The organism is Bartonella pachyuromydis (assembly GCF_039543065.1).
Lineage (GTDB): Bacteria > Pseudomonadota > Alphaproteobacteria > Rhizobiales > Rhizobiaceae > Bartonella > Bartonella pachyuromydis.
Genome location: NZ_BAABJA010000003.1, coordinates 1 through 24,936 on the forward strand (window position 1 = coordinate 1; position 24,936 = coordinate 24,936).

At 35.7% G+C, this 24,936-nt stretch carries 17 protein-coding genes, 1 tRNA gene and 1 pseudogene; 4 read left to right on the top strand and 15 right to left on the bottom strand.

Annotated elements, in window-relative coordinates; genetic code table 11:
- Positions 1 to 87: 87 nt before the first annotated feature.
- The 6 genes from ABD917_RS03050 to ABD917_RS03075 all read right to left on the bottom strand — a co-directional run bounded on the left by ABD917_RS03050 (position 88) and on the right by ABD917_RS03075 (position 6,780).
- On the bottom strand, positions 88 to 312 hold the full coding sequence (locus ABD917_RS03050) for a hypothetical protein (protein WP_345118791.1): 225 nt from the start codon (positions 310 to 312) through the stop codon (positions 88 to 90).
- Positions 313 to 682: 370 nt separating this feature from the next.
- The gene (locus ABD917_RS03055; RefSeq protein WP_345118634.1) at positions 683 to 1,165 is read right to left on the bottom strand and encodes a hypothetical protein; all 483 of its coding nucleotides are present in this window, start codon (positions 1,163 to 1,165) and stop codon (positions 683 to 685) included.
- A gap of 479 nt (positions 1,166 to 1,644) precedes the next feature.
- The gene (locus tag ABD917_RS03060) at positions 1,645 to 3,045 is read right to left on the bottom strand and encodes an amino acid permease (protein WP_345118635.1); all 1,401 of its coding nucleotides are present in this window, start codon (positions 3,043 to 3,045) and stop codon (positions 1,645 to 1,647) included.
- A gap of 476 nt (positions 3,046 to 3,521) precedes the next feature.
- Positions 3,522 to 3,887 carry a hypothetical protein gene (locus ABD917_RS03065; protein WP_345118636.1) on the bottom strand — a complete coding sequence of 122 codons (366 nt, stop codon included), beginning with the start codon at positions 3,885 to 3,887 and terminating at the stop codon, positions 3,522 to 3,524.
- Between the two features lie 417 nt (positions 3,888 to 4,304).
- On the bottom strand, positions 4,305 to 5,840 hold the full coding sequence (gene hutH / locus ABD917_RS03070; protein WP_345118637.1) for a histidine ammonia-lyase: 1,536 nt from the start codon (positions 5,838 to 5,840) through the stop codon (positions 4,305 to 4,307).
- An 863-nt stretch (positions 5,841 to 6,703) separates the two neighbouring features.
- A tRNA-Arg gene (locus ABD917_RS03075) sits at positions 6,704 to 6,780 on the bottom strand.
- A gap of 257 nt (positions 6,781 to 7,037) precedes the next feature.
- Between ABD917_RS03075 and ABD917_RS03080 the strand changes: the two genes are divergently transcribed.
- Both ABD917_RS03080 and ABD917_RS03085 read left to right on the top strand, forming a co-directional pair.
- A complete protein-coding gene (locus tag ABD917_RS03080) occupies positions 7,038 to 7,811 on the top strand; it encodes an NAD kinase (RefSeq protein WP_345118638.1) in 774 nt (257 codons plus the stop codon).
- 145 nt (positions 7,812 to 7,956) lie between these two features.
- Positions 7,957 to 9,360, top strand: a complete 1,404-nt coding sequence (locus ABD917_RS03085; RefSeq protein ID WP_345118639.1) for a DEAD/DEAH box helicase — start codon at positions 7,957 to 7,959, stop codon at positions 9,358 to 9,360.
- Between the two features lie 47 nt (positions 9,361 to 9,407).
- Here the strand turns inward: ABD917_RS03085 and gltX are convergent, their stop codons facing one another.
- From gltX to rpiA, 6 genes are all read right to left on the bottom strand, one after another.
- The gene (gltX, locus tag ABD917_RS03090; RefSeq protein ID WP_345118640.1) at positions 9,408 to 10,787 is read right to left on the bottom strand and encodes a glutamate--tRNA ligase; all 1,380 of its coding nucleotides are present in this window, start codon (positions 10,785 to 10,787) and stop codon (positions 9,408 to 9,410) included.
- 11 nt (positions 10,788 to 10,798) lie between these two features.
- Complete coding sequence (locus ABD917_RS03095; protein ID WP_345118641.1) at positions 10,799 to 12,460, bottom strand: NAD+ synthase; 1,662 nt, start codon at positions 12,458 to 12,460, stop codon at positions 10,799 to 10,801.
- A 127-nt stretch (positions 12,461 to 12,587) separates the two neighbouring features.
- On the bottom strand, positions 12,588 to 13,967 hold the full coding sequence (locus ABD917_RS03100) for a class II 3-deoxy-7-phosphoheptulonate synthase (RefSeq protein WP_345118642.1): 1,380 nt from the start codon (positions 13,965 to 13,967) through the stop codon (positions 12,588 to 12,590).
- Positions 13,968 to 14,042: 75 nt separating this feature from the next.
- The gene (gene gor, locus ABD917_RS03105) at positions 14,043 to 15,434 is read right to left on the bottom strand and encodes a glutathione-disulfide reductase (RefSeq protein ID WP_345118643.1); all 1,392 of its coding nucleotides are present in this window, start codon (positions 15,432 to 15,434) and stop codon (positions 14,043 to 14,045) included.
- Positions 15,435 to 15,629: 195 nt separating this feature from the next.
- Complete coding sequence (locus ABD917_RS03110) at positions 15,630 to 16,187, bottom strand: DUF2059 domain-containing protein (protein ID WP_345118644.1); 558 nt, start codon at positions 16,185 to 16,187, stop codon at positions 15,630 to 15,632.
- A gap of 96 nt (positions 16,188 to 16,283) precedes the next feature.
- Positions 16,284 to 16,988, bottom strand: a complete 705-nt coding sequence (rpiA, locus tag ABD917_RS03115) for a ribose-5-phosphate isomerase RpiA (protein WP_345118645.1) — start codon at positions 16,986 to 16,988, stop codon at positions 16,284 to 16,286.
- 642 nt (positions 16,989 to 17,630) lie between these two features.
- Between rpiA and ABD917_RS08865 the strand changes: the two are divergent.
- Positions 17,631 to 17,708, top strand: a pseudogene (locus tag ABD917_RS08865) (DUF4102 domain-containing protein); the annotation flags it as partial.
- A gap of 1,531 nt (positions 17,709 to 19,239) precedes the next feature.
- Here ABD917_RS08865 and ABD917_RS03120 read toward each other — a convergent pair.
- Genes ABD917_RS03120 through ABD917_RS03130 form a run of 3 tightly spaced genes read right to left on the bottom strand, consistent with a single transcriptional unit; the run spans position 19,240 to position 23,304 of the window.
- On the bottom strand, positions 19,240 to 21,075 hold the full coding sequence (locus ABD917_RS03120; protein ID WP_345118646.1) for an FAD/NAD(P)-binding protein: 1,836 nt from the start codon (positions 21,073 to 21,075) through the stop codon (positions 19,240 to 19,242).
- Positions 21,047 to 22,336, bottom strand: coding sequence for a YbfB/YjiJ family MFS transporter (locus tag ABD917_RS03125; RefSeq protein WP_345118647.1), 1,290 nt, complete (start codon positions 22,334 to 22,336; stop codon positions 21,047 to 21,049). The genes ABD917_RS03120 and ABD917_RS03125 overlap by 29 nt, the downstream gene beginning before the upstream one ends.
- On the bottom strand, positions 22,240 to 23,304 hold the full coding sequence (locus ABD917_RS03130) for an NAD(P)H-dependent flavin oxidoreductase (protein WP_345118648.1): 1,065 nt from the start codon (positions 23,302 to 23,304) through the stop codon (positions 22,240 to 22,242). The genes ABD917_RS03125 and ABD917_RS03130 overlap by 97 nt, the downstream gene beginning before the upstream one ends.
- A 559-nt stretch (positions 23,305 to 23,863) precedes the next feature.
- Here ABD917_RS03130 and ABD917_RS03135 point away from each other — a divergent pair.
- Positions 23,864 to 24,175: a DUF3987 domain-containing protein gene (locus ABD917_RS03135; protein ID WP_345118649.1), complete on the top strand. Its 312-nt coding sequence runs from the start codon at positions 23,864 to 23,866 to the stop codon at positions 24,173 to 24,175.
- Positions 24,176 to 24,936: the final 761 nt, after the last annotated feature.

Genomic DNA, 24,936 nt, shown 5'->3' on the forward strand with positions numbered 1-24,936 from the left:
ATTTTGCCAAAAGATGTAACCATTTAAAAAGCCCTGTTAGAGAAGAAATATTTCTGCTGATTCTAACAAATCTTTTCAAAATTTTCTTCAATTATTGCGAATCAGCACTTCTTTTCGAGGGGTCTTTTTTGCCGTACCGGCTGTCCAAAGGATCTCTAATTCTAAAAAGTTAAAATCTTTAAAAATTTCTCTTACAGCATCACAATCATTCAAACTCAAGACAAATTTTCTTTGGACACCTTTGAGAATTTCTGCTGTGGTTATAAAATCATTTTTATCAAAGTCTCCGGAGCTATAATACTTTTTCTTCACAAAATAAGGAGGGGATAAATAAAACAAACTTTCGGGCGTATCAAAAAATTTAACAACACATTCTCACCAATAGCTTAAATAGTCGTACCAAGCAATTTTTACCTAACACGCCTCTTCCTTGATAAAACTTCTCGAGATTAGAATTAACGGGTTTCTTCTTGCCAAATTGAAAAGTAATCATAACATTAACAAAATCAGACAGCATATTAACAGGAGAAACTTTATTTAACTAATTGATATTATTATATTATCACACTCTCCCATATGCTATTCACCCAATCAAAGCAATTTTTTAGCCTTCTAAAACTTTTCTCTATTTTAGGAAGAGCGTTATTTTGTAGCTTTCTTCGATATAGTGCTTTTGATCCAGCTATTTTTTAAAAGATGTATGTGATGTTGAAGATTGCTTTTGTATAATTTTTTTTGTCTTTTGATGTTTTCTTTCATTCTCAAAATGCGTTAACAAAGCGCGTTCCTGTTTCGTTGCATTAGACACACCAAAGCGATCATTGTCCATAAACTGCTGATATCCTGCTATCATGAGATTAGTTAAAAGTGAGTCACTTCGTGGAGCTTGTACAAAATAAATCCCCTTTGAATCCTGCAACTTGTAGCGATAACCTGCTTTGGACATGCACTCATAAATTGATGCAAATTCACTCATACGTGAATCCATATTTTCAGAAGAAGCATAAACTGGTTTCCAGCCACATTTTGATAAGGCTTGTTGGATCATAACTCTATCAACACCTGGTTTTTCCCATAATGCCAGCGTTGATGGAGGTGGTTGATTAATGCATCCCGCTGTATTTAAGAGAGCCATGGTGCCCAATAATTTTAAAAATTTCTTCATTTTTTCCCCTCTTTTAATAAATTTATTTGCAATCGATAAAGCTTGTAAGCCTATTAATTCTTTATCCTAGTTTTCCAAAACAATCTAGAGCTGAATTGAATGATAGGGTAAACAAATAATCCTACACAAATAATAAAAGAAGGCGGAAATTATTAATGATCATTAGCAATAAAACTGAAAAGTGTATTATTTATATTGTTTCGAATATTTTTTACAAAAGAGCTACTTAAGCATTTTTAAATACTGCATTGAAAGACGATAGCACTATAGGATGATAAATGAAAAAATTCTTTTCTTTGGAAACAACGTGCATTGATTCTTAGGTTTCTATTTTCTAAGTTCTTCTTATGAAGACTTGGTATACTATATTCGAGTATTGCTTATCTCAGTAAAATGTCCATGAAGCTCTCTAATATTCCCTTAATTTCTGAAGTGCGATTAGAAAATATTTTTCTCCTTTGAAATTTCAATTCGTTTTTTTAATTTAATCCTTGCTCGTATTTTAATTTACCTTGCTTTTTCTTTAGATTGTAAATTTTAAGTACATAGAAACAAATAACAAGCCCAATAATCCAACTAACACCCACAATCAAAACTGGTCGCGTATCATCGAAAAACCATAATAGAATAAAGATAAAAATCATAAATAAAACAGAACACACTGACCCTATCGGCCACAATGGAATTGGAAACTTCAAACCACATTGTGCTTCTTTAGACATTTTAAACCGCATAAAAATTTGCGAAAGTAAAATCATCATCCAAACAAAAACTGTTGCAAATGTTGCCATCGCTGCAATAAGAAAAAAGAGACCTTCGTGGTAAAAATAATTAAGAACAACACCAAGAAGGAAAATGATAAAAATCAGCAAAATAACAAGAATTGGTATACCGTTTCTTGACAAATGTTGAAATTTTTTTAAAGCATAACCTTCTTGCGATAATCCATGTATCATGCGACAAGCACCATACATTCCACTATTCATTGCTGAAATAGCCGCTGTAACAATAACAATGTTCAAAATATTCGCTGCATATGAAATCCCAAGATTTTCAAAAATTGAAACAAAAGGACTATCCATAAGACCAATTTTATTCCAAGGATAAAGGGACATCAGAATAGCTAAAGTCATAATATAAAAAAGCAAAACACGAATTGGAGTAGAATTAATTGCCTTCGAGATTGTTTTATGGGGATCTTGTACTTCCATTACTGCCATCCCTATGATTTCTATACCACCAAAAGCAAAGATAACAACACTAAAACAAGCCAAAAAACCAAACCAACCATTGGGAAAAATACCACCATTTTTCCATAAATTGTGAATACTAACAGCAGAAGAATTTATATCTGTATTCCAACCAAATAAAATTATTGCTATTCCTAAAACAATCATTGCAATGATCGCGATAATTTTAATGGACGATAGCCAAAACTCTAATTCACCATATACTTCTACGGCCGCTAAATTAATTCCTGTAATGATCAATGTAATGCTAAGTGCCCATATCCAAGGCGCAACATGAGGATACCAAAAACCCATATAAGTCGCAAAAGCTGTAATATCAGCTAAACCAACAAGGATCATCTCAAATACATATGTCCATCCCGTTAAAAAACCAGCCAAGGGTGATATGTAATTCGCGGCATAACGGGCAAAAGAACCGGGCATTGGATTATAAATAATCATCTCACCAAGAGCTCGCATAACCATAAAAATAGCTAAACCAGCAATACAATAGGCAATTAAAACACTTGGACCGGCAAGCTTAATCGCTTGTGCAGATCCGTAAAAAAGCCCCGTACCAATAGCTGATCCAAGAGCTAAAAAAATAACTTGACGCTTGTTCATGCCCCGTTTCAATTCATTTGTTGACATTTTTTTCCTTCTTTGTTGAATTTGATAAAATTCGCACTGCAAGCACCAGCCCTGTGATAAATAAAGCTTCATATTTCTTTCACAAATATATTTCTAAAAGCATAGAATACTGGCCCGCCAGACACTTCGTCTTAGCCAATGAAGAATACTTTCATTACGAATGATTCAAGCTTTTTATAACTTACAATTGTGTATCATTTTATTGAGATAACGTGATAATGAATTTTTTTACAATTGTCATTAATTCGTTTCGTATTTTCTATTTTTTATAGAAAACCGAGATTTATTATAATATCCACTCCCCCCTTCTCTTCAGTATACTGAAATAGAATCTCTAAAATTCATACCATCCCATTGAAGTGTGAGTATGTTAAACTTTTTTGTTATTTTAAGAAAACTCTTTCTTATCCATTGATAACAGCAATAAATAATTCATGATAACGTAAAACAACTTCTAATACCAATGTAAAAGTAGCTTACTCATTGAAAAGTGAAGATTGCCAATTATAAAAAGCTTGCGAAAATCTAAGATCCACCCATTTCTTTAAAACTGTAATCGTCTTCAATGCAAATACTCCAAGAAAAGCAGCTATTGTAGCAAAAGTAATTGTTTTAACTTTTTCTCTTATAGTAAATTTATTATCTTCTTGAGCACTTTGATCTGAAGTAGTAGTGAACGCGCTATCTGTCCCCTGAACCAGAATATTTTTCTTTTGTGTATCCATGGTAACGAAAATACTTTCTTGAGATCTACATGCCCAAAGTTTTGCATTAACCTCTATAGTTTGTGAAAAACAAAAAATAGCAGTTATTATAATACATAATATATTGTTTTTGCGCATTTTTTTGTCCTTTATTGTAATATAAAATACAAAAAAACAATTGGTAGATTCATAAAAACATCTAAAAAAAGCAGAATAGCTAATAAAACTGTTAATTTTACTTAATAAAACATATCATAATATATTTCCATAAGGAAAAAATATAATCTATAATTGTTAAATTTCTCTAGAATATTCTAAAAAGTCAGTCTATTAGGAAAACAAAAGTAATAGCTCTCATAAGCTTATATTGATAATATAACATTACAAAAACATAACGCTAAAAAGATAATTTGATACCCTCGACAATACGTATCAATAAATTAAGTGAGTTTGTGCATTTATTTAATTATGCAAAATGTCACCAAATTCCATAAATGTTGTAATGGGGAAAGCTAAGATAAAATTTCTTTCCTCATTGATTTTAAAATAATATCATTAGGGATACAATGGAGGAAAAATTGTTTCTGGTAAAAGAGATAATAATTGCCCCTCACGCACAAGCATATGTGCTTTATGAAGATCTGTAGCCATGTAACGATCTTCTCTAAGAGAGTCAATATTTTTACGTAGATGCTCCATAACAGATTGCAAGAAAGAACTTGTTTTTAAAGGTGCACGGTATTCAATTCCTTGCGCTGCAACAAGCATTTCAATGCCAATAATAATAAAAAGGTTTTCACTCATTGCTAATAACCGACGCGCACCATGGCACGCCATTGAAACGTGATCTTCTTGATTTGCCGATGTTGGTGTTGAATCAACAGAGGCAGGATGTGCCATCTGTTTATTTTCAGACATTAAAGCAGCAGCAGTTACTTCAGCAATCATAAAACCTGAATGAAGACCAGCATTTTGTGCTAAAAAAGCTGGAAGCCCGTAAGAAATTGCTGGATCAACCATAAGAGCAATACGTCTTTGGCAAATGGATCCTATTTCACATAAAGCAAGCGCGATCTGATCAGCAGCAAATGCTACAGGTTCAGCATGAAAGTTTCCACCCGATATTACTGTACCATCACTTAAAATCAATGGATTATCTGTAACAGCATTTGCTTCAATAATAAGTGTTTTGGCTGCTGCGATAAGAACATCAAAACATGCCCCCATAACTTGTGGTTGGCAACGTATACAGTAAGGATCCTGTACACGTTCATCATCACGTAAATGTGCTGCTCGAATTTCTGAACCCTTTAAAAGCTTTTCCAATGTTTGTGATACAGCAATCTGTCCATAATGGCCTCGTAAACTGTGTATATCAGGATGAAATGGTGCTGTTGATCCCATGATAGCATCTGTTGTCAATGCTCCAGCAAGAAGCCCACCACACAATGCCCGATAACTACGGAAAAGACCAGCAAGAGCGAGCGCTGTTGATGTTTGGGTACCATTAATAAGAGCTAAACCTTCTTTTGCCTCTAAAACAATAGAAGATAGTCCTGCTTTTTCTAAAGCCTTCCCTCCACTCATGCGAATATTTTGAAAAAATGCTTCTCCTTCTCCCATCATAACAGCAGCCATATGAGCAAGGGGAGCAAGATCACCAGATGCACCAACAGATCCCTTTTCAGGAATGACAGGAATTACACCTCTTGTAAGCATATTTTCTAGTAAATGTACTAACTTTAAACGAACACCTGAAGCTCCTCTCCCCAAAGAAAGAAGCTTTAAAGTCATTATCAAACGTACAATATTTTCAGCTAAAGGTTCCCCTACACCACAACAGTGCGATAAAATAAGGTTTCTTTGTAAAGTGGCTACATCGCTTGCATTAATTTTAACCGAAGCCAATTTGCCAAAACCAGTATTGATGCCATAAACAGGATCACTTCCAGCAGAAATTTCTGCAATACGCTCTGCTCCTTTTTCAATAGATAGGTGTGTATCGCTGTGAAGTTTGCTTACTTCACCATTAAAATAAACAGCCTCAAGTTCGCTAAGTGTTACCTCACTCGGTTTTAATACGATAGTCATAATTTTCTTTCTTGTTTATTTAAAATATAATACTTAACAGCGTTGTTCTTTATCTATAAAATGAAAACGCTGTAGATACTCTTTGAGAAGAATTCAAACCACTCATGTAAATAAATTCTGCTCATTCTTTTTTATTGATAAACAATAATATCAATCATCTCTCGTTGATTTCTTGGAAAAATCCTTGATATCTGCTTTTTTAGCACTAGCTGAGATTTGCTTTTTTGTTATTTGAAGAATATGTTTGTATCTTTCATATCACAATTCCCCCATAAATATAAAAAAATTAGTAAATTTAGCCATTGTAAAATGTCAATAGAAAAATCTTACTACATTTATACATAATACAAATGATATGTTCATTATAATAAACTATAACTTAAATAAAATTTAATTTTATTAAAGAACCATCAGCATGATACTTATTTTAAAAGAGACATTTTGCAAATCTACGCAAGGTTCTAAAAATGCCAATACTCGTGTAAAAAGCATAAATATTAGCATTACATAAAATAATTTTTCTTCATAATAAAGTTCTACAACAACTTTAATGATTCAATATTTTATTACGCAGAAATGTTACAATATTCTCTAAATAGCACAAACTGAGAAAAGAAAACCAGTTATGCAAAAAAAAATTTATACAATGAAAAAGGTTTTCACTCTGTTTACAGAAAAAAGAGGAATATAAGAAACAACAGTTATTAAGTTTCAATCCATTTCTAAAATAACAAGAAAAAGTGATTGTAAGTGATAAACTCTTTTATAACACATCCGGCCCCTTTATCTGCGTCAATAAAAGCAGCTTTATTCCATCGCAGATCATATCTTTACAAAACAATACAAAATAAAACGAAAAAGTTTGGCGCACCCGACAGAATTCGAATCTGTGACCTCTGCCTTCGGAGGGCAGCGCTCTATCCAGCTGAGCTACGGGTGCTTACAATTGAATAATGGTCTTTTAACTGATCATACTCTCAGCTGCAATGATGAATTCTTATTCTTTTTTTAATATGCAGCTATTATTATGTATCATAATACAATCTTTTTATCCTATCCTGCCATGATATATTAGCTTAAACAAATTAGTTTTCGTACATAATGCTTTTCCTTCCAAAAACGTTTTTTTATGATACAGCTTCAAAACTTCTCCTAAATAGGCTAAAAAATAAACTGTGAATATCAGGATAATTCTTAATGATTACGTTACCAAATCGCTTTCATTTCATTTCTGCAGAAACTGAGGAAGCCCTCAAAGCTACTGATAAATTAATTTCTGTTTACGGTAATTCTTCTTTAGAAGAAGCTGATGTTGTTATTGCAATCGGTGGTGATGGAACAATGTTACAGACAGTACGGGATGTTATGAGCACCGGAAAGCCTATTTATGGTATGAATCAAGGTTCTGTAGGATTTCTTATGAATGAATTTCATGAAAAGAAATTGCCAAATCGTATTGCAGCCGCGCATAAAAAGGAAATCCATCCCTTACGCATGATTGCAGAAGCTGAATGTCAGGGGATTATTGAGGCACTAGCAATCAATGAGGTTTCTCTTTTTCGTCAATCTTATCAAGCAGCAAAAATTCGCATTAGCATTGATGAAAATGTGCGCATGGAACAATTAATCTGTGACGGTATTCTTGTTGCCACACCTGCGGGGTCTACCGCGTATAATCTATCAGCACAAGGGTCTATTTTGCCACTCATGGCTCCACTCATGGCACTTACTCCCGTCAGTCCCTTTCGCCCACGGCGTTGGCATGGTGCATTGCTTCCCAATACTGCGAAAGTACGCTTTGATATGCTTGAAACTGATAAACGTCCTGTGAATGCTGCAGCTGATAATGTTGAAGTTAAATCTGTCCATTCCGTTACTATTTTTACGATGACAGAAGTAACAGCTTCAATCCTTTTTGATTCTAATCATTCATGGGATGAACGTATTTTATCAGAACAATTTCGCTATTAATGATTGTATTATGCTTTCTATGTGTATATGGCTGTTATAGTTGACTTTTTTGTGAAGGCCTCTTAATCCTCCAGAAGAGTGTAAATTAAGTTTTTACGAATAATTCGATAGCGAAATTGAAATCGCAGAGCAATTGATAGAAAAAATGATACCGCCTTTAAACAGTTTTGATGATTTAGGTCTTTCCACAAAGGTTATTAAAGCCATAAAAACAGTGGGATATACAGTTCCAACACCTATTCAGAGTGAAACGATTCCCCATGTACTGCAAAGAAAAGATGTTTTAGGAATCGCCCAGACCGGAACGGGAAAAACAGCCTCTTTTGTTTTGCCTATGCTCACACTGCTTGAAGAAGGCCGTGCAAGAGCACGAATGCCTCGTACTCTCATATTAGAACCAACAAGGGAACTTGCTGCTCAAGTTGAAGAGAATTTTGATAAATACGGGATAAATCATCGTTTAAATGTTGCATTATTAATTGGTGGCGTCTCTTTTGAACAGCAAGATCGTAAGCTTGAACGTGGTGCCGATGTTCTTATAGCAACACCAGGACGTCTTCTTGATCATTTTGAACGTGGTAAATTGCTTCTCATGGGAGTTGAAATTCTTGTTATTGATGAAGCTGATCGCATGTTGGATATGGGTTTTATTCCTGATATTGAACGCATCTGTAAAGTAACTCCCTTTACACGTCAAACTTTGTTCTTCTCTGCAACAATGGCGCCAGAAATCAGCAAACTAACAAAACAGTTTTTACATGCTCCTGTGTCCGTTGAAGTGACAAAAGCATCTTCAACAGCGAGTACAATTACACAAAGGCTCGTCAAATCTGGAAACAAATCATGGAATAAAAGAGCGATTTTACGAGAACTTATCTACAATGAAGGCGATGAACTTAAAAATGCGATTATTTTTTGCAACAGAAAAAGAGATATCTCAGAACTTTTTAGATCGCTTGTAAGGCATAATTTTAGTGTAGGCGCACTACATGGAGATATGGATCAATATTCGCGTACAAACACACTAACCGATTTTAAAAATAATAAGCTTAAACTTCTTGTTGCTTCTGATGTTGCCGCTCGTGGACTCGATATTCCAGCTGTAAGCCATGTTTTCAATTACGATGTTCCCACACATGCTGAAGATTATATCCATCGAATTGGTCGTACAGGACGTGCAAACCGTAGCGGAAAAGCTTTTACCATCGTCACAAACGCGGATCAAAAATATATTAGTGCCATTGAAGAGATGAGTAGCGAAAAGATTGAATGGCTCAATGGAGATCTCTCTACTTTAATAACCGATGATAAACAAGATGATGGCGTTTTAAAGAAAAAACCTGCAAAATCGTCAAAGAAAACGGCTCAAAAGGAACATATAGTTCAGAAGAAAAAATCCTTAAAAGAAGATAAAGAATCTTATGTTCAAACCGTAAATAATAAAGTCAAACCATGTGAACAACATCGTCCTCAAAAAAGTAAGCATAACACCTCCCTTGGATTTGGTGATGATATCCCAGCATTCATGCTCATAAAAATCCGTGATTAAACGGAGAGTTTATCTTTTTGAGAATAACATGTTTAGAAGTACTTCTCTTATTCGCTTTGAAGAGTAAGTCTTTTAATGACTTTTTCGCGTCCTAAAAGTGGCAAAATTTTTCCCATTTCAGGACCATGATCCATTCCAGTAAGTGCCTGACGTAAGGGCATAAACAAAGCTTTTCCACTGCGACCCGTTTTTTCTTTTAATGCTTTCGTCCAAACTTTCCAACTTTCGTCATTTAATGTACCTTCAGGCAAGAAATCCAGTGACTGATGAACGAAGGCACGATCCTCAACCGACACTGTATCAAAATGCTTATCATCATGAATAATTTCCCACCACAAGCTAACGTCATTCACTTTATCAATATTGCTTCTTATCGCATTCCAAAAATATTCCGCCTTTTCTCCATTAATAGAAAGATTTTCAAGGCGTGTTTTAACTTCTGCATAAGTTAATTCATGGACAAGATGACGATTTAAAGAAACAAGATCAGCAGTATCAAATTTTGCAACGGATCTTGATGTGTCTTGTAGGCTAAAATGTTTTAAAAGCGCTGCTTGATGAGGATAGGGATGCACATTTTGCGATGTTCCAATCAAAACCGCAAAACATTGAATAACTATAGATTCAAATCCTTCCTCTCGTAAAGAGCGAATAGAAAGATCATTGTTCCGCTTAGATAGTCCTTTTCCTAAAACTGTTGTCAATAAATTGAAATGGCCAAAGATTGGTAATTCTGCACTAAGAGCTTTAAAAAGAGCAATCTGAACACCTGTATTAGTAATGTGATCATCGCCACGGATAATGTGTGTAATGGCCATGTCTATATCATCAACGACAGATGGCAACGTATAAAGATAACTTCCATCTTCACGAATGAGAACAGGATCTGAAAGAGATGCCAAATCAATTGTCTGCCTTCCTTTTACCGCATCATTCCAGCAAATTTCTGTTCGCTTTGTTTGTAAAGGACTATTTTCAAAATTGGGAAGAAGAAAACGCCAATGAGGTTTACGACCTTGTGATTCAAATAGTTTTTTATCCTCAGCTGTTAATTTCAATGCAGAACGATCATACACAGGGGGCAATTTACGAGAAAGCTGGATTTTTCGACGCCGATCTAATTCTTCTGCTGTCTCATAACAGGGATAAAGAAGACCTCTTTGTTTGAGAGTTTTTGCAATTTCATCATATCGAGGAAACCGTTTAGATTGATAATAAATCTCATCCGGTTGAATATTAAGCCACTCAAGATCAACGGCGATAGCATCAATATATTCCTGTTTAGAACGTTCAACATCCGTATCATCATAGCGCAAAATAAATGTTCCATTCTGCGCTTGTGCATAAAGCCAGTTGAAGAGGGCACTACGGATATTGCCAATGTGAATATAACCTGTTGGAGAAGGTGCAAAACGAACTCTTACCATAAAAACAACACTCAATTCTTATCGCGAAAACGATTGATAATAGGATAACGACGATCACGTCCAAAGTTCTTGTAACTGATCTTTACACCAGGTGCTGATTGTCGCCTTTTGTATTCTGCACTATAGAGAAGATCTTCAATTTTCTCAACCGTTTCGCGTGAATACCCACGTTTAACAATATCACAAACACTCATGTCATCTTCCACAAGAGATCGCAAGATATCATCTAAGATAGAATAAGGAGGAAGAGAATCTTCATCTTTTTGATTCTCTCGAAGCTCTGCGGAAGGTGGCTTTTCTATAATACGAGAAGGAATTACAATTCCCTCTGGTCCCCTTAAATTTGGCAAGTGGTTTTTATTGCGCCACTGTGCCAATGCATAGACCTGTGTTTTATAAATGTCTTTAAGAGGATTAAACCCCCCATTCATATCACCATAAAGTGTTGCATATCCCACAGCCATTTCCGACTTATTGCCTGTTGTTACCACCATTGAACCAAATTTATTTGAAAGCGCCATCAAAACAGTGCCGCGTATACGACTTTGAAGATTTTCTTCTGTCACATCAGATGGTAAGCCTAAAAAAACGGGGGTCATTATATTCAAAAAAGCTTCAACAGGTTGTATAATTGGTAATACCTCATAACGACATCCTAAAAAATCTGTACACTCTTTGGCATCTTGTAACGATTCTTGTGAAGTATAATGATAGGGCATCATTACAGTGCGAACTCTTTCAGCACCAAGAGCATCCACTGCGATTGCTGTACAAAGAGCTGAATCAATTCCTCCTGAAAGACCAAGAACAATATCCTTAAAGCGATTTTTATTAACGTAATCTCTCAAACCCAAAACACAAGCTTGATAATCAGCAGCTAATCCATCGAGAAGATTTTCATTTGGACCAGAAACACATTGCCACCCAGACGCCTTTCGTTGCCAATGAGTTACAGCAATATGGTTTTCAAAATGTTTCATTTGAAATACAATTTTGCCTTGTCCATTTAATGCAAAAGATCCCCCATCAAAAACTAACTCATCTTGGCCACCAACTTGATTAGCATAAATAATCGGTATGCCGGATTGAAGAACTTGCTTACGCATAACTTCTATTCGTTTTAGTGTTTTACCACGTTGATAGGGAGATCCATTAAGGACAAAAATAATTTCAGCTCCTTTATTGGCAAGTTCCGCACAAAGAAAAAAATCATTCCAAATATCTTCGCAAATCACTATTCCTAATCTTATTCCATGATAGAGAAACGGCTCAGGACGAGGGCCTGGGGAAAATAGTCTCTTTTCGTCAAATTCAGCATAATTAGGTAAATCAAACTTCAAGCTTTCAAAAACAATCCGTCCTTCATCAAGGAACACAACACCATTATAAATGTTACCATCATGCCTTAGTGGAAGACCAATAATAATTCCAGGTCCCTCTTTTGTTATCTTAGCTAATTCTTTAACAGCATCTTCGCATGTTTTAATAAATGATGGTTTAAGAACAAGATCTTCCGGTGGATAAGCACTGATAAAAAGCTCCGTGAATAAAACAAGAGCCGCCCCCTCTTCCTTCGCCTGCTGATGCGCCACTATAGCAAGAGAAAGATTTCCCTCAATATCACCGACGACAGGATTTAATTGGGCAACTGCCACCCGAAAATCATTTTTCATAAGCCTTTGTATCATTTCATTTATTTGATGATCATAATACTGTTTAAATCATCAAAAATATTCCTTTCCCAAAAGAATCTGTTTTTCTATAAGTCATAAAAATAAAAAACACGACGCAACTTTTTATCTAACTGTTTGCAGCAAAAGCTATTGAATCAGTATGACGATTTTTTTTAAGAAGTTCAGCGACAAGAAACGCCAATTCTAACGCTTGATCTGCATTTAATCGCGGATCACATTGTGTATGATAGCGATCAGATAAATCTTCTACAGAAATAGCATGTGCTCCACCTGTACACTCAGTTACATCACGACCTGTCATTTCAATATGAATGCCTCCTGGATAAGTTCCCTCCCCATCATGCACTGCAAAAAAATTCTCTACTTCCTTTAAAACATAATCAAAGGGGCGCGTTTTATAGCCGTTGACAGTCACTGTATTACCATGCATTGGATCACACGACCATGCCACCTCACGCTTCTCACGTTCAACGGCACGAATTAATTTGGGCAGATAATGCTGCACCTTATCATAACCAAAACGCGTAATAAGCGTTAACCGCCCTAATTCATTTTTAGGGTTTAAAATATCAATTAACCTTAAAAGCTCATCAGGCTCAAGTGAAGGACCACATTTTAATCCAAGTGGATTTTTAATACCGCGACAATATTCAACGTGGGCATGATCAATCTGACGTGTACGATCACCAATCCATAACATATGGCCAGATGTTGCATACCAATCCCCAGAAGTTGAATCAATTCGTGTTAAAGCTTCTTCATAGCCGAGCAAAAGAGCTTCATGACTAGTATAAAAAGATGTCTCACGTAATGAAGAATTTGTTTTAGAAGTAATCCCTATAGAACGCATAAAATCAATCGCTTCAGAAATACGCTCTGCTAACAATTCATAACGTTCTCCTTGAGGGCTTTTAGAGACGAAACTCAACATCCACGCATGAACATTTTCTAAATTAGCATACCCTCCTTGTGAAAAAGCACGCAGTAGATTAAGTGTCGCGGCAGATTGGCGATAAGCCATAGACATCCGTTGCGGATCAGGAATACGAGAGTCTACCTTAAATTCAATACCATTAATAATATCCCCTCGATAAGAAGGAAGCTCGACCCCTTCTTTACTTTCTACGTCTGAAGAGCGTGGCTTTGCAAACTGACCTGCAATACGACCGATTTTGACAACAGGTTTAAAGCTGCCAAAAGTTAAAACGATTGCCATTTGTAAAAAGACACGAAAAAAATCACGAATATTATCAGCTTCATGTTCTGCAAAGCTTTCTGCACAATCTCCTCCTTGTAATAAAAAAGCCTGACCTTGTGTAACAGCGGCTAATTCATTTTTCAAATCACGTGCTTCACCCGCAAACACCAAAGGAGGATAACTCCGTAGCTTTTGTTCAACATCTGCTAATACAGTTTGATCCGGATAAACCGGCACTTGTTTAATTGGCCTTGCTCTCCAAGAGTTCGGCGTCCATTCTTTTGTCATTTGCACTCTCTCCAGAGCTTACGCGCATAGCTTCATTCTACTGAAGACTTTGCTGCTTACTATAACTTACGCTATTCAACTCTCTATTTTCTTTCCATTTTCATATAGATAACTTGGTTTATACATCGTTACCAATTCCTCTGCCATCGTTGGATGCACTGCCATAGTTGTATCAAAGACATCTTTCGTTAGTTTTCCTTTCAGAGCTATGCCAACAAGCTGTGCCACCTCAGCGGCATTTTCCCCTAAAATATGTGCACCAATAACAACACGGCTTTCACCATCCACAATAAGCTTCATAAACATTTTCTCTGAAGTTCCAGAAAAAACATTGCGCATAGGACGAAAAACTGTACGATAAACTTCAACACGCTTATAATGCTGTATTGCATCCTCTTCTGAAAGACCAACTGTTCCAATCTCAGGTTGTGAAAAAACCGCTGTCGCAATTAAATCATGATCAGGTGTCGTGGGAACATTTTCAAACACAGTTTTAACAAAACACATTGCATCATAAATCGCAACAGGTGTTAATTGAATATGGCCTGTCACATCACCAACAGCCCAAATATGAGGTACATTCGTTGTCATTCTTTCATCAACAACGATTGCACCAAGCTCATTTACTTCTATACCAGTTCTCTCAAGACCTAAACCTGTTGTATTGGGTACACGTCCTGTAGCCAACATAATCTGATCAGCATTAATCGTTTGTCCATTTGATAAAGTAACATCATAACAATCACCTATCGCTTGCACTTTTGAAACTGTTGTCCCATAGACAATAGAAATCCCTTTTTCAATCATTGCATCATTAAGCAATTGTCGTAAATCATAGTCAAATTTACGAAGGATTAGATCACCACGATGGACTAGAGTTGTTTTAACACCTAATTCATGAAAAATATTCGCAAATTCAACGCCAATATACCCACCACCAACAATAACTATTGATTTTGGGAGTTTTTTAAGATCAAAAATTTCATTGGAAGTAAGACATAAATCACTGCCTTTTATTGTTGTACTTGGTGCAACTTTTGCCCCTGTCGCTATAAGAATTTTTTCTGCAGTTATCCGCTCACCTGTTAGAGTAAGCTCTAATGTATGATCATCCACAAAAACAGCACGGCTTTCATAAATATGAACATTATTATTTTGTAGTCCCTTGCGATAAAGACCTTCTAATCTTGATATTTCTGCATTTTTAGCCGCAACTAACTTTTCCCAGCTAAAAACTGGATTTGTATATTCCCATCCAAAACCAATGCTTTTACGAAATTCTTTTGCATATTGTGAGGCATAGACATACAATTTCTTAGGAACACAACCACAAATAACACAAGTCCCCCCGATACGATATTCTTCTGCTATAGCAACACGTTTACCAAGTCCTCCAACAAGACGAGCAGCACGCACTCCTCCAGAACCGCTTCCAATAACGAATAAATCAAAGTCAAAAGATCCCACGAACTATCCCTTCTTATATATCTGCAACAATAGGCTATGATCATTCATTATCAAATAAAAGTGTCTTTATTTTCAAATGCTTCCTTTTTTATAAAGTAACATCCTTTAAAAGCTTACTTTCATTAAAAACGGCGGGAAATCCACCGTTTTTAAACAAACTAGTAATCGCGCATTATTGTAATGATATCAATCAAACTATTTTTTCTTTTCTGAAGAGTTTTGTTTTTCAGGCGTAATAGAACTATCCAAATTTAGTGTTTCAGACATCTCTTTTTTTACATTTTTTATAAGATCCTGCATAAGAACAGAACGCCATGTATCAAACGTGGAATAGGCATCACGTGCAAGATTTGGAACTTCTGTCAAAAACTTCTTACCAGTATCAGACTTATAAAATGTTGTGATTGCATCAAGCTCTTGCTGAGTAAAATATTTTGCATACACATGAGCAATCTCTTTTTCTAAATCAGCGCGTCGTTTAGCCAAAGCAAGTGCCTGCTTATCAACAATATCAGAAATAGCATTTGCCAAATTTGGATCATCACCCATGAGTTCATCTTTGAGATCACGTGCTGCATTTGGTAAAAAGCTATCAAATTGATCCGTTGCACGAATAGCACTAATAGTCTTTCTCGCTGAATCTAAATGCTGATCACTCACACCCTGTGCATGGGATATTCCTACATTCACAACTAAAACAGCAATCGCACCAAAATATACGGCAAAACGCTGATAAGAAAACATTTTTTTCATTAATGATTACCCCGATAACAATTAGAATTCAAATTCATTATTTTATTAAAAATTTCTATATTTTATGTTAGCATATCTTGATGTAAACTGTCTTCTCTAAAAATCAAATGGTTCTAAAATTTTTATTTCTCCATCAGCCATAGCAACAATCGCGCGCGAAGCTAATCCTAAAAAAAGCCCATGCTCAACAACACCAGGAATTGCAAGAAGCGCATCTGATAATAATTTTGGTTGCAAAATACACCCCCAAAACGCATCAAAAATAAAATGGCCACCATCTGTTTTAAAAGGTGTTTCTCCATTCATTCGTAAGACAACTTCTCCAGAAAGCCCTAAACCACCCGCTACTTTTTCTATGGCTTTGCGTGTAGTATGCAAACCAAATGGATTGACCTCAATGGGTAAAGCAAAAGCACCAAGTTTCTTTACAACCTTTGTTTCATCCGCGATGATAAGCATCGCACGAGATGCCGATGCTACAATTTTTTCATGTAACAACGCTCCACCTCCCCCTTTAATGAGAGACATCCCTGGACCAATTTCATCCGCTCCATCAATATCAAGATCTAGTTCAGCTATTTTCTCTAACGTACTGACAGGTATGCCGAATTTACGACAGAGTTGTTCAGAATAGAGTGAGGTAGCAACACCAGTTACACGTAAACCATTTGCAACACGCTCACCAAGAAGGCGAATAAACTCATTTACTGTCGAACCAGTTCCGATGCCAAGCCGCATATCATCTTCAACAAATTCAAGTGCTTTTAAAGCCGCCATTTCTTTTAACTGCTGAACATTCATGAATTACTTTACCTTTTATCTCATAAGTGACAGTTATTAAAATGCAATAACAATGAAGTAGCCTATTACTTCAACCTGCTATAAATTTATTTGTCACCTTTTGGTTGAAGAAGAAGCTCTCATTACTATAAATTATAAAAACAGATGATAAGAGTAAAACAGAATAATTAACAATTTTATCTCTTTAAGAGAATTTATTGATATTTTCATTTTATTCTACACACTTGATGAGTGTGCACACATAAAAACTTTTTTAAAAATTATCAAAATGCTCAAGTAAAAAACATTACTGTTGTCAGAAAATTGGAAACAGTTTCTCAATTTATTAATAATATTGAAAAACACACAACCAAAAAGCATAATCAAAGAAATCTGCCTATTATTTTTTTCTTGCTGTCTGAACATGAAAACGGATAGAAAAATTACAGGTTATGCAATTTTTGTGTATATTGTCTGTGTATGCAAAACATTGATTTATAATGATAATTTATTGTTATTCATTTCATATTGAAGGAAAAACTCAAATAACGTAAGATTTTCTCATTTCAAATCTCTTTATCTTGAATCAATCAAAATCATTCGCTTGCACGTTAAAAACGGGATTAGCGCGTGGATAAAAAGCTATTAAGAAAGGACTAAAAAATGGCTCTTATGAATCGTCTTAATGCAAGGATTGTTGCAATATTAGGAGCTAGAAAATATAATAATGATGCCGTATTGCGTGCGTGGCTCTAATGTGAATTCCCAACTCGAAAAGTAGCAAAATCAAAATTCAACAAAAGCCCCAAAACATCCGAAGAAGAATCTATTATATTATACTGCAAGACCATTTGAATTCCTGTACACCTTACAATTCCGATAACATATCCCATACCCCCGCTACAACACAGGTAACATTCTGAAGAGAAGCACAAGAAAATACGCTCCTTAAGGCTGGTATTCAGCACAAGTTTCTTGCACCTCGACAACTTTAACGTCATATTTTTTAGCTTCTACCCTGTCATGTCTTGACTACAAAACTCATCTTAGCGCATCATATGTCCCTAGCCAATCGTCACATAACCGACAGAAAAAAGGTAAAGATTTGAGAAAAACCTTCAAACTTTTTCATCAGATCTAAGCCATTTAAACTAATGTATCTCATACATTTTCTTCTCCACTAATCAGAGTGGACTCTTCAAAAAAAACCTAGGCACTGCTTACCAACTCCTCTCCTTTACAGCAACAAACTTATAGAAAACGCATTGACATCCTTAATCTAAAAAGCATTTTGTGAATGGAGTTAAGGTAATAGTTCATTTCAAAATTCTCGATATCTCACCGATAAATATGCTCTTGCATATACGCTTATTCACCATATCCCACGTATAAATAAAATTCCATTTTATTGACATTGCACCAGAAAATTATGTTCCATGACTTCAGTTGAAAAGAAAAACATCACAGAAAAAACAGCAAATTTAGATGTGAACAAGAATGTGGTGAAAGCGGAGAGGTAAACTATGCGAGGAATTAAATTAGTGAGCTATCCTTTGATATATGAGATATTTTATCCTATAAAGCTAAATTCACTCTTTGTAAGGTTTTAAGCTCTCTTAAGCGTAGATGAGAGACTATGAGAAAATCCAGAAAAATCCTTGAACAAATTTGCCCATTGCTGGTACAGGATAAAGCAGAAGTGCTTAGTAATCGCGCGCACTTTATTCAAATTAAGAGTGAGACTTACAATGTTGCGACAACCCCAAGGTGATTTATGAGAGGCATTTTTACACCTCTCTTCTCTAGTCCTCTATACACCACACCCTTGTGGTCACAAGCAAGCGAATAAAAATTAATTCAACATAAAGAGACTTTAAACTAAGAGTCTATTACAATATTCGAAATTATGATACAAAGTGTATAGTGATGACTTATCATCATAAATCAATTCATTACCTGAATATTGACCTCACGTAGTTTCCCTTAGTTTAACTTGTTCAGTGCACCTCTGACATGTTGTTTCACTTCAAGAATCGCTCCCATATCCATAAGCATGAACACAGTAGCGAAACTTCTATCCTTTTCGCCTCAATCGGGATATCTTCTACACACAAACAGTTACCCATTCTTATAACGGTTTCTTCAATTTATCAACAATTTACTTTTTCTCACCGATCATCAACATGAGAGTTCCCCAAAATACGCTGCCAAATATCCTTACCACGCTTAAATGTTTACTTAGCGGCTCAAAACACTTTCTGAGGAATTTAATTTACCTAGATATGACATAATTCACTTCTATTTCATTAAACATCTGTTGGATACATTTATCCGAATCCAATAGAAAGCGAGAGTTCACACCTGGTCGTGGCAGAACAAAGGTAAAAAAACAAGGACCTTCAACCGGATTACCCAAAGACCACACATTTTTTCTCACACCTCCATTGAGATCGATAATGTTATAATTTCTATCAATATTTAAGCCACCAGTATGATAGTCTCCATTTACATATTCTGTGAGAAAACCCTTACTAAAGAGGTTTCTAATTAATGGTGAGCGCTCAAGATTTATGTCAAATGGATCTATCCTTGCTTGAATAACAACATCTGCAACTTGAGTCGTTATTTCTTCTGAAAAAGTACCAACAATACGGAAAACAGAATTTTTCTCGTCAATTTCTAAAATAGGTGAAGGACCAAGATCTATACGAAGTAAACCACTATCGATTAAAGCGAGTAACTGCCTGTTCCGCACTAAAGGCGGACCGACAGCTATACGATTCATAATAGGGACAAAATCACTTACAAAACGAGCATGAGACTCTGATGTCAAACCACCCCATTCAACGCAATAGCGCATGGTATCACGCACATCTCTCAAGACATCGGCAGCTGCTTTGACACTGCCAGAAACATTTCCTGCGTAAGCATTTTTGAGATCGTCTTCCAAAAATTCATAGGTATAGCGTTTGTAATCAACAGCATTTTTGAATACAACACCTTGTAAAGGATATAATATTTCGTCAATTTTCCTAAAATCTTCATAGTCAATGCAGGCAGTCTTACCCACGGCATGATAGTATGCCCTCAACATTTCCTTTTTCAAGACTGGAAGAACATCTTCAAAAAAATCAAATTGCTTTTTTTCCTGTCGCAGAGACTTGAAGTAATCTAATGTAAAGAATTCAGCTGTATAAGCCCCAAAGACCCCTTTCTCATTTATGGCTCTAGAAGAAAACGGAAGTCCTTGTCTTGAGAAAAGACTGATGACAGGTTCTCTCCCTGATGGTATATATTCCAAGCGGCCTCTGTTCTCTTTATATCGGCCTCCTCTTCCAACAGTTAGCTCGGCTATAACATCATGCGCCGTTAGTCCCATACCCTGCACCAACACTCGAGCATCAGGGCTAATACTTTCTATCATGGATAAAGGATAAGGAGATCTTATAAACCCTAAGTTGGGATTTTTATGCTTATTTGAAGAAACAAAATCTATTTTTTGTTGCTCATTTTCTGTGAGTATATTAGTACCATGCCCAGTAGTCATAAATATAAATTCAAAGGGCTGCTTATAATCCCCCTCTACCACAACAATAAATTCACGCTCTGATAATGGCTTAATATCAATCACATGGGATCTGATAATGGACACATCAACATTACGCGGCCTGTTTGCTGTCAATAGATCTACAACGAATTGTAAATAATTCCCTAATTCAGCACGTGATAGATAATCATTATCGTCTATAGGTGCTCCAACATCTGAGTCTTCAGCCATATGATAGAAGTTAGAACCTATTTTGCGGATACCTGCATCTTTAGCCCATTGAGCAAATGATGGTCCATTAGTATATGGGCCAGAAACTTCACAAGTTTTATCTAAGAACATAGTCATTTGCGATGCAACTGTATTGACTAATAGATAATCTGCTTGTCTTGGCGAATGAGATCCACAACCATGTTCATTGGGATCAAATATTGTCAGGTTTATATGCACACTACTTATATAACGACGAGCATAGGCATTTATCCTCTCATAAAAACTAATGCCACGCGCTCCAAAACCGATGATAGCACAATTAATGGTTTTTTTTCTGTTTATAGCCATAGTATCTTTCCTGTATAAACCCCACGCATAGAATAAAAAGAAGAAATGACGAAATAGAGAATATTAGAATATAATTCTCTATTATATAGAAAAGCCAAGTAAACATATACGCGGCTATTGCTTGTGATAAGGCGAATGCTGACACTGCTCTGCTCCAGATAATCTGCTGAATTTGTGGATCAGATGAAGACAATTCTCCTATTAAACCAAGATATAAAGGCACAATACCAGGAGTAGCAGCCCCCATAATAAGAGCCGGTAGTAACAACGCGATCTTCAAATCAGGGAACAATAGCAATAGAAACGAGGCAAATAATTGCACAAAATTCATCAAAAAGATCACTGAGCAATACGATGTTTTCTTGGCTGCTATGCCCAATATTATGGTTCCTAAAAACGCACCAAAGGCATAAACTAGCCAAATGATAAAAGCAAAATAGGTTGATGGTATTGTACGAAGCAAAACAAAATTCACAAGAAACAATATATATGGCATAAAGGCAGCAGCGTTTATGCCATATGTTAGATAGATGAAATAATCTATTCGCTTAGACTTATACGACTTTTTATTATGCTCAAAATTCGTGTTGGGTATAAACCGATAAGTTATTATAAAAAATATAAGAGTGATTAAAAAAAGTGCCCCCCAATAATAATATACTTTAATACTTGCTATCATAGGTGTAAACAAAGCAGACAATAGCAAGCCTAACCCCACTCCTGAGAACATTATACCACCAGAACGAGCACGATCTTTGGGATCTATAGCCGATAACAAAAACGGAGCAGCCACAGCTGTTAAAACCCCCCCCGACAAGCCTACAATAAAACGCCATATCATGAACCACAAGCTTCCATATGGATAACAACAGCATAAAAAAGACAGCCCACTCATGAAGAATGCTAATCTCAATGCATATCTTGGAGAAGTGAAGCGTAAAATATAAGGGGATAAAAAAGCACCGATCAAGTAACCTAAAAAGTTTGCAGAACCTACCCAAAAAATATGATTTTCATCAAGCCAGCCTTGGCTTATAAGATAAGGTGTTGCAGGCGTATAAGCAAAGCGTGATAAACCTATGCCAACCAAGGATGCCGCAAATCCACTCAATACGTACTTGACCGTTTTATTCATTATCATATTAGCTTTAGATTCACTTTTGCTTAGCCGTGTATATAGTGAGCATACTCGTTTTCTAACTCTGCGATAATTTGTGCTGCCGGAATAAAACGCGCCAAGAAAGCACTTTGCCCCGCCCAAAAAGGACCTATATCAAGATCTCCTCGTAAAAGCATACTTTTTTGCAGCTGCTTGAAGGCATCATAACCGTAAGGATACTCCGGAATATCCTTATCAGTAATACTCATCGCCCATTGAACAAATGATGTCATTATTGACCGCGCAGGCCGCCCAGAAATGGCTCGCGTCACAACAGTTGGTATAGATTTATCAGACTTCAAAAGATTTTTATGACAATGACTCGCACCGCTTTCGCTACAACCTATAAAGGCACTCCCTAACTGTACTCCCTGAGCCCCCATGAGCATAACGCTCGCTATATCAGCCCCAGTCATTATACCGCCCGCAGCAATTATAGGAAGTGACAAGTGCTGAGACAAAAGCCGAGTCAAGGCATGCGTTGATAACTTCTCGTCGAAATGTGAAAGATTAAATTGCCCTCGGTGTCCTCCTGCCTCAAAGCCTTGAGCAATTATTGCATCCAACCCCTTGACTGCAATTTCTTTCCCCTCATCAAGACAAGTTGCAGTAGCCATAAGTTTAGCTCCAGTCTGTCGAAAGATGTCAATGATATCATCATCAGGGACACCAAAATGAAAGCTAATAATATCAGGAGATTGTGCAGCGACAGCGATAGCTAAAGCCTTATTATTTTTAATAGAGGTGTATATATTCTTAAGAGGAGTATTTAGAATCGTTTCCCCACCTAAAAAATGGTCGTTTAGCTTAGTTCGCCAATGAGAATCCTTTGCTATATCCACACGCAAAAAAGGATCATGACAGAAAAGATTAATATTAAATGGCCGATCAGTTAGTGCTTTCGTTTTTTGAATTAACAAAACTGCTTCATCCGGCCCCAATCCGCCAATAGCTATCGAACCAACCGCACCAGAATTAGATACGGCAGCCGCCATCTCAGGAGTCGATACACCAGCCATAGGTGCTTGTATTATTAAAGAGCGTATATCTTCAGGTAATGTAGCTAACACAGTAGCCCTCAAAATTGATGGTTTGGAAATTTATCACCTATAATGCTTTTGAAACTATAGATGGGAAGTACACGAATAAGAACACCGCTTACTCTTTCTCCACACCGCTTAGCATCAAGTTAGCAGCAAGAAAATTAAAGCTTCGTTCATTTTCATATCCAGTGGCGATATATATAAAAAAATGTACGATTGCAACAATCCATTATCCTGATAAATTGTGATATATACAGTTTTTCTATAACCTTAAGTCTACTTCATTATATTTGTCGTGTTATATCTTATTTGTTCAGCACAGTAGGTAGAAAACTATGAGCAATTTTTTTGATGAAAGCATTATAATTTCAAGAAAAACAAAGAGAACCAAATCACTGTAAAGATCATCCCGTCCTTACTTCATAATACCAAAACCAATTAACAAAAGAATGGTTAAAGCAGAAAAAAAGATGAGTTCATAAAGCGATCAAAAAAGGAGATTTTGAAACAAGCCCGTGCTCTTTTGTCTTAAACCCTCCCTAAAGACAATCCACATGATGATGCCTCTCGTTTTATTGTCAATGATATGATAGTAGAAAAGCTTGGAGAATTGTTAAAAGAAAACTCTCGTGATTTCTTAATGGTTCGTGATGAATTCCTTAGTTTTTTAGCCAATATTGAACGCAAGGAATATCAAACAGACCTTGTTTTTTATTTCGAAACTTTTAATGGAGATGATCAATTTACCTATGACCGTATAAGACGTGGAACCATTTACATATCTCACGCAACCTTATCCATTATAGGGGGCATTCACCCCTCTCGCATTCTGACCTTTATACGCAATGTTTTATATGGCAAAAGCAATGATGGTTTTTTACAACGCTTCCAGATGTAAAGCAAGCGTTAGAGCTTTTATGCCATTGTAACTATATTCGTAAAATTTCTGAAGAAAGTAATCAAAAAGGTGGACACCTTACACTACACTATGGATGGCATCCCTTAGTGAAAACTCATAAGACAGTACAATGAACAATCGTGAAATCTTATAAAGCTTTGAAATATTAGTTTTAGAGTTTTTTGGGGGGCCTTTTATCCAATATCATTTTATTTTTTCAGTAAAAAAATAGAAGTTTATTATATTTCAATATATTAATTTTTATCAACTTTCCAAAAAACAATCTATATCAAAAATGCAAATCGTAAATTCAACTAATAGAATATGTTTTGAGGGGGAGTGATATTTTTTATACCTTCAAAATTACTTCTATAAAGTGAGTCATAAAACTTATCAAAAGAAACGTAAATAATGGATATAATCTTAGTCATCCACTTGAATAAGAGAGTTTATAAATGCTTTTGATTTTTATAAACGTATCAATAAAATACCTCTCTAAAATATTTTAAAATACTAAGCTCAAAATAGAGCTGAGTGAATTGAAATAACTCACATTCTATATTAGAATCTATCAAAAAAATCACAACACTTACTAATTTTATATCAATAATCAAAAGAAATTTGTATAAAGGAAATGTCTATAACAAAACCCGTTTTTTACATTTACAAGCGTTGATTTTTAAAAGCAACTTTTCATAAATGAAATGCTCTTAAGAGCAAATGATAACTGAGTTATAACTGTTACAAAACCTCAGTTTTAA